Annotated in this window: 12 protein-coding genes; 5 read left to right on the top strand and 7 right to left on the bottom strand. The window is 69.0% G+C overall.

The window, feature by feature from the left end:
* Positions 1-134: 134 nt before the first annotated feature.
* The 4 genes from ACQPYY_RS29630 to ACQPYY_RS29615 form a co-directional block, all read right to left on the bottom strand.
* A complete protein-coding gene (locus ACQPYY_RS29630) occupies positions 135-2375 on the bottom strand; it encodes a heavy metal translocating P-type ATPase (protein ID WP_433591802.1) in 2241 nt (746 codons plus the stop codon).
* Positions 2372-3268, bottom strand: a complete 897-nt coding sequence (locus ACQPYY_RS29625; protein WP_433591801.1) for a hypothetical protein — start codon at positions 3266-3268, stop codon at positions 2372-2374. Before ACQPYY_RS29625 ends, ACQPYY_RS29630 begins: the two co-directional genes overlap by 4 nt.
* Positions 3265-3471 (bottom strand): heavy-metal-associated domain-containing protein, encoded by a 207-nt coding sequence (locus ACQPYY_RS29620; protein ID WP_379092989.1) that lies wholly within the window; start codon positions 3469-3471, stop codon positions 3265-3267. The genes ACQPYY_RS29625 and ACQPYY_RS29620 overlap by 4 nt, the downstream gene beginning before the upstream one ends.
* A 102-nt stretch (positions 3472-3573) precedes the next feature.
* Positions 3574-4167 (bottom strand): TetR/AcrR family transcriptional regulator, encoded by a 594-nt coding sequence (locus ACQPYY_RS29615; RefSeq protein WP_433591800.1) that lies wholly within the window; start codon positions 4165-4167, stop codon positions 3574-3576.
* A 93-nt stretch (positions 4168-4260) separates the two neighbouring features.
* Between ACQPYY_RS29615 and ACQPYY_RS29610 the strand changes: the two genes are divergently transcribed.
* From ACQPYY_RS29610 to ACQPYY_RS29600, 3 genes are all read left to right on the top strand, one after another.
* Entirely contained in the window at positions 4261-5013 is a 753-nt protein-coding gene (locus ACQPYY_RS29610; protein ID WP_433591799.1) for an SDR family oxidoreductase, read from the top strand.
* Between the two features lie 19 nt (positions 5014-5032).
* Entirely contained in the window at positions 5033-5956 is a 924-nt protein-coding gene (locus ACQPYY_RS29605) for a 4-(cytidine 5'-diphospho)-2-C-methyl-D-erythritol kinase (protein ID WP_357280442.1), read from the top strand.
* Between the two features lie 127 nt (positions 5957-6083).
* Complete coding sequence (locus ACQPYY_RS29600; protein ID WP_433591798.1) at positions 6084-7892, top strand: ABC-F family ATP-binding cassette domain-containing protein; 1809 nt, start codon at positions 6084-6086, stop codon at positions 7890-7892.
* Between the two features lie 91 nt (positions 7893-7983).
* Here ACQPYY_RS29600 and ACQPYY_RS29595 read toward each other — a convergent pair whose 3' ends face one another.
* Positions 7984-8847, bottom strand: a complete 864-nt coding sequence (locus tag ACQPYY_RS29595) for an Abi-alpha family protein (protein WP_433591797.1) — start codon at positions 8845-8847, stop codon at positions 7984-7986.
* Positions 8838-10160, bottom strand: coding sequence for a hypothetical protein (locus tag ACQPYY_RS29590; RefSeq protein ID WP_379093007.1), 1323 nt, complete (start codon positions 10158-10160; stop codon positions 8838-8840). The genes ACQPYY_RS29595 and ACQPYY_RS29590 overlap by 10 nt, the downstream gene beginning before the upstream one ends.
* Positions 10161-10510: 350 nt before the next feature.
* Between ACQPYY_RS29590 and ACQPYY_RS29585 the strand changes: the two genes are divergently transcribed.
* Both ACQPYY_RS29585 and ACQPYY_RS29580 read left to right on the top strand, forming a co-directional pair.
* Positions 10511-11401 (top strand): DUF4393 domain-containing protein, encoded by an 891-nt coding sequence (locus tag ACQPYY_RS29585; RefSeq protein WP_433594763.1) that lies wholly within the window; start codon positions 10511-10513, stop codon positions 11399-11401.
* Between the two features lie 83 nt (positions 11402-11484).
* Complete coding sequence (locus ACQPYY_RS29580; RefSeq protein WP_379093010.1) at positions 11485-12006, top strand: nuclear transport factor 2 family protein; 522 nt, start codon at positions 11485-11487, stop codon at positions 12004-12006.
* A 31-nt stretch (positions 12007-12037) separates the two neighbouring features.
* On the opposite strand, the gene ACQPYY_RS29575 is transcribed toward ACQPYY_RS29580, so the two are convergent.
* Positions 12038-13663 (bottom strand): peptide chain release factor 3, encoded by a 1626-nt coding sequence (locus tag ACQPYY_RS29575; RefSeq protein ID WP_433591796.1) that lies wholly within the window; start codon positions 13661-13663, stop codon positions 12038-12040.
* Between the last annotated feature and the right edge of the window lie 101 nt (positions 13664-13764).

Here is a 13764-nt window from a genome sequence, read left to right as displayed (position 1 = left end):
ACACCCGACATTCAACACGATGACAGCGAAGCGCAGGACGACGACCGCGACGGGCCGCCCGGATCGTGCGATCCGGGCGGCCCGTCGCCGTGACTCACCTGCCGCCGTGACTCACCTGCCGACGCGGTGTCGGCTCACCCGCGGAAGCGGCGCAGCCGCAGGCTGTTGCTGACCACGAACACGCTGGACAGCGCCATGGCGGCGCCCGCGAGCATCGGGTTCAGCAGGCCGGCGGCGGCCAGCGGGATGGCCGCCACGTTGTAGCCGAACGCCCAGAACAGGTTTCCCTTGATGGTGCGCAATGTGGCGCGGGACAGCTTGATCGAGGTGGGCACCGCCCGCAGGTCGTCGCGGACCAGGGTGAGGTCGGCGGCCTGGATGGCGACATCGGTGCCGGTGCCCATGGCCAGGCCCAGATCGGCCTGGGCCAGGGCGGCCGCGTCATTCACGCCGTCGCCGACCATGGCGACCACCTTGCCTTCGTCCTGCAGCTTCTTCACCACGTCCAGCTTGTCGCTGGGCAGCACCTCGGCGATGACCTCCGCGATGCCGACCTGATCCGCCACGGTGCGCGCAGTCGCGGCATTGTCGCCGGTCAGCAGCACGGGGGTGAGCCCGAGCGCCTTCATCTCCGAGATCGCCTGCGCGCTGGTCGGTTTCACGGCGTCGGCGATGACCAGCACGCCGCGCGCCTGTCCGTCCCAGGCCACCACGATGGCGGTCTGCCCGGCCTGCTCGGCGCGAGTCTTGGCGTCCGCCAGGACTTCCGGCACCGTGATCGACCAGTCCGCCATCAGCTCGGTGCGCCCGATGACCACGGCCCGCTCGCCGACCAGACCCTGCACGCCCTTACCGCCGTGGCTGACGAACTGCTCCACCTTTTCGGTGTCGAGTCCGCGCTCGGCGGCGCCGGCGACCACGGCCTTGGCGACCGGGTGCTCGGAGCCGTGCTCGACGGCCGCGGCCACCGACAGCAAGTCGTCGGCATCGACGCCGGCCGCCGGAATCGCTTCCGCCAGCGTCATCTTGCCGGTGGTGACGGTGCCGGTCTTGTCCAGCACCACGGTGTCGATCCGCCGGGTCGACTCCAGCACCTGCGGGCCCTTGATCAGGATGCCCAGCTGCGCGCCGCGCCCGGTGCCCACCAGCAGCGCGGTGGGCGTGGCCAAGCCGAGGGCGCACGGGCAGGCGATGATCAGCACCGCGACGGCCGCGCCGAACGCAGTCGCCACCGCCGCGCCGGTGCCGAGCCAGAAGCCCAGCGCCGCCACCGCGATCGCGATGACGATCGGCACGAACACGCCCGCCAACCGGTCGGCCAGCCGCTGCACCGGCGCCTTGCCGTTCTGCGCGTCCTCGACCAGCGAAGCCATCTGCGCCAGTTGGGTATCCGCGCCGACCCGGGTGGCGCGCACGGTCAGCAGGCCGCCGGCGTTCACGGTCGCGCCCACCACCTGATCGCCGGGGCCCGCCTCGACCGGCACCGATTCACCGGTCAGCATGCTCATGTCGAGCGCCGAATTGCCGCTCACCACAACACCGTCGGTGGCGACCTTCTCGCCGGGACGGACCAGGAACTCCTCGCCGACCCGCAGATCGCCGATGGGAATCCGGGTCTCGACGCCGCCGCGCAGCACCGACACGTCCTTCGCGCCCAGCTCCAGCAGCGCCCGCAGCGCGGACCCGGCCTTCTCCTTGGACCGCACCTCGAAATAGCGGCCCGCGAGAATGGCGGTGACCAGGGTGGCCGCCACCTCGAAGTACAGCGCCGAGGACGAATCGCCGCGCTCGATGACGAAACTGAACGGGTGCTTCATGCCGGGCATTCCGGCATTGCCCCAGAACAGGGCGTACACCGACCAGCTGAACGCCGCCAGCGTGCCCAGCGATATCAGCGTGTCCATGGTGGCCGCACCGTGCTTGGCGTTCACCCACGCGGCCCGGTGGAACTGGGACGCGCTCCACACCACGATGGGCGCGGTCAGGGTGAGGGAGAGCCATTGCCAGTTGGTGAACTGGAAGACCGGGAACATGCCCATGGCGACCACGGGGACCGCCAGCGCGAGCGTCACCAGCAGCTTGTGCCGCAACAGATCCGCCGCCGACGGGGCCGAATCGGTCTCGGCCGCCTCGGTTTTCACCGGTTCGGTGTGGTGCACGGCCGCCGTGTAGCCGGTGTCGATGACCTTGGCGATCAGGTCATCGGCGGTCACCGAGTCGGGGAAGCTGACCTTCGCCTTCTCGGTCGCGTAGTTGACCGACGCCGTGACGCCGTCCATCCGGTTGAGCTTCTTCTCGATCCGGGAAGCGCAGGAGGCGCAGGTCATTCCACCGATATCGAGTTCGATCGAACGCTCGGGAGCCGGGGCGCTCATGAGTGACCTCCTCCGTGTGATGCGGGCGCACCCGAAGCGGGTGCGGCGGTGGATGCGGTGCCGGTGAATTCCGCGGTGTGGACCGCGCCGCCGTGCTGGAAGTCCAGGTACAGGCGGTACTCGCCGCCGCTGGGCGCTTGCGCGTGGAAGGCGACGTCGGGGCCGGGAGCGGTCTTGCCGACCTCGCCCTCGGGGTGGACGTGCAGGTAGGCCAGGTCCGTGGCCCGCAGGGCTACCAGGTGCGCGTAGGCGCCGAGGTAGGGCTGCAGGTCGGTCACCGGCTTGCCGTCCCGGGTGACGCTGAAGGTCAGTTCGCTGCCCGCGGTGGTCAGATCACCGGCGAGGGTGACCCGGTACCCGTCCACGTCGGCGGTCTCGGAGACCGGCGGCAGCGGCTTGTCGGTCACATTGCCCGCGACCGCGACGGTGCGGCTCAGGACCAGTTCGCCGGGCCCGCCGGCGGGGGAGAAGTCGGCGAACACCCGGTAGCTGCCGGGCGCGGCCCACTTCCAGTCCAGCGACCAGGTGCCGTCGGCGGCCCGGGTGGGATGCACGTGCCGGAACTGGCTCGCGTCCGAGCGGACCACGATCAGGTGCAGGTCCTTGTCGTGGAGGTTGTCGTATCGGGTGACGGTGCCCTGCGGTCCGGTGATCCGGAAACGCAGCGCGCCTTGCTGATCGGGGGTAGCCGGGGCGCTGATCTCACCGAGGGTGTAGCCGGAGAGGCTGTCCTGCAGGCCGGTCGGCGCGGCGGTCTCGTGCTGGGAGTGGTCGGCGGCCTCGGCCGGGGCCGCGCCGGACCGGTCGCCCACCAGGGCGCCGATGCCGAGCGCGGCTCCGAACAAGACGACCAGTCCGCCACCGAAGGCGGCGAACTTCAGTCGATCGTTCACCTGGCCACCTCGTAACCCGCTTCGTCGACGGCGGCGATCACAGCGGCGTCGGCGAGCTCGGCGGCCGACTCGATGGTGACCAGACCGCTGGCGAGATCCACATCCACGCTGGTGACGCCGTCGATCTTGCCGATCTCCTTCTGGACCGAACCGACGCAGTGGCCGCAGGTCATGCCGGTGACGGTGTAGGTGCTGGTGGCCATGGTGGTCTCCTTCGCTCGCTTCTCATACGGTGAGGGGGTATCCCCGACATCGAGAAACATACCCCCCATGGGTACCTGACGCAAGCGGTTGGTCCGAGAAATTCAGTCGGGCCAGGCCAGCATGGCCAGCGCGGCCACTCGGCGCAGCTCACCCTCGTCCGCGCCGTCCCGCGCGGCCTGCGACATGCCCTGCATGACGGCCCCGGTGTAGCGGGCCAGGGCCCGGGCGTCGGTGTCGGCGGGCAGGCGTCCGGCGGCCACGTCCTCGCGGATCCGCCGCTCGAAGGCGTCGATATTGTCATTGCGCAGCGTCTGAAGCAGTTGCAGCACTTCATGATTGGTGGTGTTGGTGCCCGCGTGGATGACCAGGCAGCCGGGCGGCTGTCCGGGCCGGGCGTATTCGGCCGCGGCCTCCCGCAGGGTGCGCTCCGCGGCGGTGCGGGCGGTCGGCTCCTCGGCGAAGGCGCGCGCCGCGAAGCCGCCGTAACTCGTGCCGTAGGCGGTGAGGACCTCGTCGAACAGTTTCCGCTTGTCGCCGAACGCCGCGTACAGGCTGGGCGCTCCGATGCCTAGCGCCTTGGTCAGGTCGCTGACCGAGGTGGCCTCGTAGCCGCGTTCCCAGAACAGCCGCAGCGCCTGGTCGAGGGCGGCGTCGCGGTCGAACGAGCGGGGGCGACCCCGGGTGGTTGTGGCCATGTCAGCGATTTTATAACGACCGCTACACATGTGTTATCGTCGGTTTCTGTAACGGTCACTAGAGAATGTGGCCGACGAACGAAGGACGAGGTCATGGGCGCACTTTCCGGCAAGACGGCACTGGTCACCGGCGGCGGACGGGGAATCGGGCGCGCCATCGCGCGGCGCCTCGGCCGCGACGGCGCCCGGGTCGGCGTCCACTACAACGGCAACGCGGCCGCCGCCAAGGAGACCGTCGCGAGCATCGAGGCCGCGGGCGGCCAGGCCTTCGCCTTCGCCGCCACCCTCGGCGTGCCCGGCGACGCCGAAGCGCTGTGGACCGCCTTCGACGCCCACGCCGACGGCCTCGACATCCTGGTCAACAACGCCGGCACCGACGGCGTCCGGGAACCCATCGGGGGCACCTCGGAAGAGGCGTTCGACCGGGTCTTCGCCGTCAATACGAAATCCCCGTTCTTCGTCACCAAGCTGGGCCTGGACCGGCTGCGCGACAGCGGGCGCATCGTCAACGTCTCCACCGGGCTCACCCGCGGCGCGGGCATGCCGGAACTGCTCGCCTACACCATGACCAAGGGCGCGATCGACGCCTTCACCTCGGTGCTGGCCAAGGAGGTCGGCGCGCGCGGCATCACCGTCAACGCGGTGGCGCCGGGCGTGGTGGACACCGACATGAACGCCGACTGGCTGCGCAACGACGCGACCATGGCGGCGGTATCGGCGAAGTCACCACTGAATCGCGTGGCCGAGCCCGCCGAGATCGCGGATATCGTCGCGTTCCTGGCCTCGGACGACAGCCGCTGGGTCACCGGCCAATGGATCGACGCCACCGGCGGTGCGCTGCTCTGAGCACCATTAGGCTTGGCGCGTGCTGTCAGTTGTGCCGAGTCCCGTGATCGTGCGTGCCCCGTCGAAGGTGAATCTGCACCTCGGGGTGGGTGACCTGCGTGAAGACGGGTACCACGACCTCACCACCGTCTTCCAAGCCCTTTCGCTCAGTGACGATCTGAAGATCGCGCCGGCCGCCGCCATGCGGGTCAAGGTGACCGGCGAGGGCGCCGACGAGGTCCCCACCGACCGCACCAACCTGGTCTGGCAGGCGGCGGTCCGGCTCGCCGATCAGGCGGGCCGGGCGCCGCTGGTGGAAATCGGGATCACCAAGGGGATTCCGGTGGCCGGTGGGATGGCGGGCGGCAGCGCGGACTGCGCCGCGGCCCTGGTCGGGTTGAACGACCTGTGGGAGCTCGGCCTCAGCCGGGCTGAATTGTCCGATATCGCAGCCGAACTCGGCAGTGATGTCCCATTCTCCCTGCACGGCGGCACCGCGCTCGGGCGGGGCCGCGGCGAAAAGCTGCTCCCGGTGCTGTCCCGCAACACCTTTCACTGGGTGCTGGCCCTGGCCAAGGACGGCCTGTCCACTCCGGCCGTCTTCAAGGAACTCGACCGCCTGCGCGAGGCCGGTGACCCGCCGCGCCTCGGCAGCCCCGAGGACCTGCTCCAAGCCCTGGCCTCCGGCGACGCGACCCAGCTAGCCCCGCTGCTCGGCAATGACCTCCAGGCCGCCGCGCTGTCGCTGAAGCCAGACCTGCGCCGCACCCTGCGGGCCGGTGTCACCTCGGGAGCCCTGGCGGGCATCGTCTCGGGTTCCGGCCCGACCTGCGCCTTCCTGTGCGAGAGCGAGGAGGCCGCGGTCGCCGTCGCCGCCGAGCTCGCGGGCGCGGGCGTCGCCCGCAGCGTCCGCACCGCCCACGGCCCGGTCCCGGGCGCGCGCCGCATCGTGGGCGACAACTGATTTCGTGAGCTTCGGGGTAACTGGCCGGGGACGGGCCGAGTCTCTCCGAACGCGACCGCCGGTCCGCGACGGCGGGTGAGTAGGCTCTTACGGTTCGTCAAAAGACCCGGAGAGGCGGGACAGTTCCGTGGCCAACCTGATCAACCTGGAAACCGTCAGTAAGAGCTTCGGCGTCAAGCCGCTGCTCGACAAGGTGTCCCTCGGGGTTCAGGAAGGGGAGCGGATCGGTGTCGTCGGTCTGAACGGTGGCGGCAAGACCACGCTGCTCGAGGTGCTGACAGGTCTCGAAGAGCCCGATTCGGGCCGGGTCAGCCGGGCCGGATTCCTGCGCATGGCGGTCGTCACCCAGCGCGGCGTCCTCCCCGAGGACGCGACGGTCGGCGATGTCGTGCTCGCGGGCCTGGCCGAGGATCAGCGCACCGACGGCGTCGCCGAGCACGAATGGGCGGCCAACCCCCGTATCCGTTCCGTGGTCGAGGGCATCGGCATCGCCGATCTCGGCATGGACACCCCGGTCGCCAACCTCTCCGGTGGTGAGCGCCGCCGCACCGCGCTGGCCGCCGCCCTGGTTCGCGAGCTGGACCTGCTGGTGCTCGACGAGCCCACCAACCACCTCGACGTCGAGGGCGTGCAGTGGCTGGCCGAGCATCTGCTCGCCCGCCGCAGCGCGCTGGTGGTCGTCACCCACGACCGCTGGTTCCTCGACACCGTCGCCACCCGCACCTGGGAGGTGCAGGGCGGCAAGGTGGAGACCTACGACGGCGGCTACAACGACTGGATCTTCGCCCGCGCCGAACGCGTCCGCCAGGCCGACGCCAGCGAGGCTCGCCGCCAGAACCTGGCCCGCAAGGAACTGGCGTGGCTGCGCCGCGGCGCGCCCGCCCGCACCTCCAAACCGCGCTACCGGATCGAGGCCGCCGAGGCCCTGATCGCCAATGTCCCCGCCCCGCGCGACACCGTGGAACTGGCCTCCTTCGCGCGAAAGCGACTGGGCCGCGTGGTGGTCGAGCTCGAGGACGCCACCCTCGCCCTCCCGGACGGCCGGGAACTGGTGAAGGACCTGACCTGGCGGCTCGCGCCCGGCGAACGGGTCGGCCTGGTCGGCGTGAACGGCTCCGGCAAGACCAGCCTGCTGCGCGCGCTCGCGGGGGAGCGGGACCTGCAGTCCGGCAAGCGGATCCAGGGCCAGACCGTCAAGATCGGCTGGCTGCGCCAGGAACTCGACGACCTGCCGCTGGACATGCGCGTCCTGGAGGCCGTGCAGGACGTGGCGCAGCGAATGATGCTGGGCGACAAGGAGATCAGCGCCGGTCAGCTGGCCGAGCGGCTCGGCTTCACCCCGGCCAAACAGCGCACCCCGGTGCGCGACCTGTCCGGCGGCGAGCGCCGCCGCTTGCAGCTCACCCGCATCCTGATGGCCGAGCCGAACGTGCTGCTGCTCGACGAGCCCACCAACGACCTCGACATCGACACCCTGCAGCAGCTCGAGGACATGCTCGACGGCTGGGCCGGAACCATGGTGGTCATCTCCCACGACCGCTATCTGATCGAGCGCATCTGCGACACCACCTGGGCGCTGTTCGGCGACGGCAAACTCACCAACCTGCCCGGCGGCATCGAGGAATACCTGCGCAAACGCGCCGCGCTGAGCGGGGGCCCGGCCACCCCGGCCCGCTCCGCCGCCCCGGCCGCCGCCGCGAATTCCACGGCCCCGGCCACGGATTCGGCCGCCTACCGCGCCGCCCGCAAGGAACTGGCCAAGCTGGAACGCGCGCTCGAGAAGCTCACCGACCGCGAGGAGAAGCTGCACGCGGCGCTAGCCGAAGCGGCCACCGAGCCGGACAAGCTGGTGAAGCTGGGCGCCGAACTGAAGCAGGTGCAGGCCGAGAAGGAGACCACCGAAGAGCGCTGGCTGGAACTGGCCGAAGACGCCTGAGCTCCAACGACAATCGCCGTTCACCCTGGTGGTGGACGGCGATCGATTGTTCGTGAACACTGCCGGACATCCATCCGTGCGGTTCGAGAATCTATCCGTGCTGCTCGAGCATCTGCGGGTCGAGTGAGGGAACCGGCAGGCAGGTGCGGACGAAACCCGCACCGAAGGAGGTCAATTCGACGGTGCGATAGAGCACCTTGGTGCCGAAGCTCGCCCGCTTGAGCAGCCGCCGCACCTCCGGCATGGCCTCGAGCAGCTGGTACCGGTTGGGGTTGCCCAGCGCTTCGCGGGTCACGTCGAGCAGTCCGAGCCGGTCCAGATTGGCCAGGTACTCGTCGATCCGGTTCGGGTAGCGCAGGGCCGCGTCCTCGCCCAGCAGGTTGAACACGCCCCGGTAGGAGCTGCGTCCGGTCTTCACCTCGACCGCGGGCTGCGGCCCGTCCAGGTACAGGTGCCGCACGATGCGCGCCTCGTCGGGCGCGAGTTCGCCCAGGATGCGCGAGTAGGCGGTGTGATGGTGGGTGTCGTCCTCGGCGTGGAAGTCCGCGGACCGGCGCAGCAGTTCCGCGCCGCGGGCCCGCAGCAGCGCCGTGTGCCCGGAATCGGGTGCGGCGTCGAGGTCCTCGGGCACGGGCACGCCCAGCGCCTGCCGGACCGATTGCCGCACCTGCGCGCCGGCGTCGGAGAGGATCTCGCGCGGCGGCTGCCCGGCCATGCTGCCGCGCAGCACGACCGAGGTCACCCCGAGCGCGGTGTGCAGACTCCAGAAACTGGCCTCGACCGCCGCCGACATGGCCACCCGAACCACTCCCGTGGCGGCACGCACCGGTCCGGCCGAACCCCGCCGCTCACCCGAGTCCACCGGCACCGGCAGCGGCGCGGACTCGCGAACAGCGATGACGGTGGAGGGATCGGCGGGATCGTCCTCGCCAGAGGAGGATTCGGTCATATCCATGTGGTGGCGACTCCTGTTCCGAAGATCAGGAGGTGAGCGTAACCGGCGAAGAGCCCCAGCGCGCCGCCATGGACGAACAAAAGCCATTCATCCTGTTTGATGGCCGAACGCAGCATGTCCACGAACTCCGGCGGGGGCAGCGCCGACATTTGTTTGGCGATGTACTCCTGCACCTGCACGCCCTGCTGCACGTTGAACGCGGGGTCGGCGAAGGCGATGGGCGCGATGGTCATCGCCTCGTTGGTGAGGGTGTCCTGGAGGGTGTCGTATTCCCGGCTGCCCAGGGCGAACTTGACCACCGAGCGGGCCGGGCCGAGCGCGCGGTCGGCGGCCGGGCGCAGGGTGTCGGTGAGCATCTGCATGGTGCGATCGGCGCGCGGGCCGTTGAGCAGTTCGTCGCCGATATTGGCGACGGTCATGATCTCGCTGGCCACCAGCGCCGCGTAGCCCTCGGTGATCTCGTCCTGCCGCTTGATCAGCAGGCCCTGCCGCCACGGGCACCACCACTTGGGATAGGCGGGCTCGAAGATCAGGTTGATGCCGATCCAGTTGACCACCCAGCCGATGATCACCCCGCCGACCGGCAGCACGACCAGCGACGACCAGTGCGTCCAGTGCAGGATTCCGACCAGCACCAGACCCATGGGCGCGCCGAAGTAGAAGCCGAAGTTCTGCATGAATCGCAGTTCCTTGGCGCCGAGCACCTGGAACACGGAATTCAGCATCTGCGGCCGCGCCTGGAAGTAGCGGATGGTCATGGACTTGACGTCCAGCAGCTGATCGATGTTCTTGCCGAGTTCATCGGTGAGTTCCCGGAGAATATCCGGCAACTGTTCCCGCACGCGGTTGTGGACCATCTCCCGCACACCTGTCGGCAGGTTGTACCAGAGCTGTGGATGTTCGCGTTTGAGGATCTCCTCGACAATGCCGCGAATCTGAAGATCGGCAATTTCAACAAAATGTTCAGCGAGCTTGTCCGGTTCCAGTTCGCGATAGAAATCCGCGACACTCCCGAGTTTCGCCAGTCCTTTGTCGACGGCGATGCTGGCCATCTTGTCGGCGCGCGACGGCACGATCCCCTGCCAGCCGATCCGCCCGTCGTACTGCAACAGCGGCAGCACTTGAATCCGCTTGGGCAGCAAAGGAAACACCGCGGCCAAACCGGGCAGCCGGAATCCGTGGAACCGGATCGGCTTGAACAACATGAGCACGCCGGTCCAGTTGGTGATATAGCCGATCACGCCCGTGAACAGCGGAATCGTGATCAATTCCAATAGGAGGGTCGGACGCACCCCGAAGACACTCTCTAGCACGCGACACCCTCCTGCCGACCCGCAACGCACCGCCTTAGGCGTTGACTACCCCATCGGCGGTTCGGACCTTACTGGCTATTCCGGAAGCGAGTCCAGCGGCGGAGTGTCTGGGTCGGAGATCTCGGTCACACTGCCCGGGCTCGATGTTCCTCTCTCCCGATGGGACCACGAGAATGGCGGAGACCACAGCCATATCGTCCTTTGATCGTTCGTGTTGGGGGTCATGTGCGTCGTTACTCGGCGGACGTGGACTGGGGTAACCTTCGTCTGGCTCATGGGTTCAACGTGCCCGCAGGTCCGTCGGGGGCAATAATCTGTGGACGATTGTGTTCACCTGGCGATATTCGGAGATGGACGTGGCGGAAGACAGGATCCCGGGGCAGGACGTGACCCGTCCGGGACCTCGTGCCGTGGAACGCAGTTCCGATGTGGAGCAGCGGCAGATCAGCAATGAGGCCCGTCTGATCCGCGGGGTCTTCCGGGCCGCCGGGCTCGCGGCCGGCACCGCGGTGCGGGGGACCGAGTGGGCGGTCGGCACCAGCTTCGAGATCACCAAGCAGTTGACCCAGGCGGCGCTGGACGGCGAGTCCTCGGCCGATATCGCCGAGCGCACGGGGGCGGCGCTGCGGTCGATCGCGCGCAGCGCGCTCGGTGTCACCGAGGGCTCGGTGCGCGAGATCGTCAGCTACGTACCGACTCCCATGGGCGCCGCGCCGCAGCAGGCCATCGCCAACGGCGGCGGTCTGGTCCGCTCGGGCACCACCGAGGATCTGCGCCGCCGCGGCGACGCGCTGCTGGCCCGCTCGGCCGACGTCTACTTCACCGAGGACGTGCACCCGGCCTACGACCGCATCCTCGATCAACTCGCCCCCGACGAGGCCCGGATCCTGCGCTTCATGGCGTTGCAGGGCCCGCAGCCGTCGGTCGACGTGCGCACCAATCGGCCGCTGGGCATCGGGTCGGAGCTGGTCGCGGGGGATCTGACCTCGGTTCCGGAGCAGTCCGGCGTCCGCTACCCGGACCGCGCGCGGCACTACCTGATCAATCTGAGCCGTCTCGGTCTCACCATGACCTCGGAAGATCCGGTCGTTTTGTCGCGATACATGGTGCTGGAAGTGCAGCCCGTGGTCGAGCAGGCGCTGAAAAAGGCCGGTCGAGTCCCCAAGATCGTCCGAAAGAGCCTGCGCCTGACCGAATTCGGCGAGGACTTCTGCAACACCTGCTTCACCATCAACAACTGACTCGGTATCCGGCTGATAGCGATCCGGTACAAATCCGTGCCGATTTCCTCAGGTTTCCCGCACCTGATGGGATTGTGGAAGGTATGGATTCCGATGCCGTCGCGGCGATCAGCCGGCTGAAGTTCCGCTACCTGCGTGCGCTCGACACGAAGGCGTGGGAGGAGTTCGCCGACACCATGATTCCGGAGGCCACCGCCACCTACAGCGAGTACCTCCAGTTCGAATCGCGCGACGCCTTCCTCGCCTTCATGCGCAATACGCTGGGCCCGCACGTCATCACCGAACACCGCTGCGACCACCCGGAAATCGACGTCGACGGCGACGAGGCGACCGGCACCTGGTACCTGGCCGACACCGTGCTCATCCCCGGCCACAACATGCTCCTACGCGGCGCGGCGTTCTACACGGACAAATACGTGCGCTGCGAGGACGGGCAGTGGCGTATCGCGCACACCGGCTACGAACGCACCTACGAGGTCGTGCTCTCGCTCTCGGACCTGCCGAGTCTGCGCCTGACCTCCAGCCGTTGGGGCCTGATCGCCCGCGATCCCGCGGACACGCCCCGCGTCGAGCCCAGCTCGGACGGCTCGGGCACGATGGGCTGAACGCCCGCTCCGCCCGAAGCCGACCGGAGTCCTATTCCGTTCCGGCGACCAGTAGTTCGAGGGTCAGCTTCGGCATCTCCTTGGCGATGTACTGCAACCGCCACTTGTCGCTGAAGAGGGCCAGGATCGCGCCGTCGGTCCGCGTGAAGACCTCGACGCCGCGCTGCCGGCTGAGCTCCGCGGCCGATTCGGCATCGGTGCGCCGCGCCAGCTGGAACGGCAGATGGTCGAGCTGGGTCTCGACATTGAACTCGGATTGCATTCGCGCCGTGACGACTTCGAACTGCATGGGACCGACCGCGGCCAGCACCGGCGACTGCTCACCGCGGGCGTCGTTGCGCAGCACCTGCACCACACCCTCGGAGTCGAGCTGATCCATGGCCTTGCGGAACTGCTTGTACTTGTCCGCGGTCTTGGCGCGCAGCGAGGCGAAATGCTCGGGCGCGAAGGACGGGATCGGCGGGAACTCGACCTTCTTGTCCACGAAGAGCGTGTGCCCCGGGGCCAGCGCGGTCGCGTTGACCAGGCCGACCACGTCGCCCGGGTAGGCGGTGTCGACGGTGGTGCGTTCGCGGCCGAAGACGGTCAGCGCGTACTTGGTGGCGAAGGGCCGCCCGGTCTGGGCGTGGGTCACCACCATGCCACGCTCGAACTCGCCGGAGACGATGCGCATGAACGCCAGCCGGTCGCGGTGCGCGGTGTCCATGCCCGCCTGCACCTTGAAGATGACGGCGCTGAACGGCGCGGTGGTATCGCGCGGCTCGCCCTTGATGTCGGTGCGCCCGCGCGGCGGCGGCGCGAGCTCGACCAGGGTCTCGAGCAGTTGGCGCACACCGAAATTCAGCATGGCGGAGGCGTAGATGACCGGCGAGGTGTGCCCGGCCAGGAACAGTTCCTGATCGTGGTCCTGCCCGGCCGCCGAGAGCAGTTCGCTCTCCTCGGCGGCGGTGGTCCAGGCATCGCCCTCACGCTCGGCGGCCTGCTCGGGGCTGTAGCTCTCCTCCGGGGCGATGGTCGCGCCACCGGCGGTGCGGGTGAAGTGGATGTACTCGGTGGCCGCGCCCTCCTCGCCGCGGCGCAGCAGGCCGCGGAAGTCACCGGCGATGCCGACCGGGAGGAACAACGGGGTGGGGGTCAGGCCGATGCGGTCGACGATCTCGTCGAGCAGCTCCAGCGGCGCCTGGCCCGGGCGGTCCCACTTGTTGATGACCGTGATGACCGGGATGCCGCGGTCGCGCGCCACCTGGAAGAGCTTGAGCGTCTGCGGTTCCAGGCCCTTGGCGGCGTCGATGAGCATGACCGCGGCGTCGACCGCGGTGAGCACGCGGTAGGTGTCCTCCGAGAAGTCGGAGTGGCCGGGGGTGTCCACCAGGTTGATGACGCACTCGCCGTACTCGAACTGCAGGGCCGTGGAGCTGACGGAGATACCGCGCGCCTTCTCCATCTCCATCCAGTCGGAGACGGTGGACTTGCGGCCCGCCTTGCCGTGGATGGCGCCCGCCTCGGAGATCACCTTGGCGTGCAGGGCCAGCGCCTCGGTCAGGGTGGACTTACCCGCGTCCGGGTGGGAGATCACCGCGAAGGTGCGCCGCCGCGCCGCCTCACCGGCCAGCCGACCGGCGGTAGCTGAGGTCGCGCTGGCAGTCGGGGAACTCACGGGGGGACTCCTTATGTGCGGACGAGGCAACCGAACCAGGGTACGCGACCGGCCCCCCGCCCCGACCGGCCGGTCCGGCCCGATGTGGCCCTCGAACCGGA

The sequence above is a fragment of the Nocardia sp. CA-145437 genome (assembly GCF_050956485.1).
Lineage (GTDB): Bacteria > Actinomycetota > Actinomycetes > Mycobacteriales > Mycobacteriaceae > Nocardia.
This window is presented reverse-complemented; position numbering and strand designations above follow the sequence as displayed.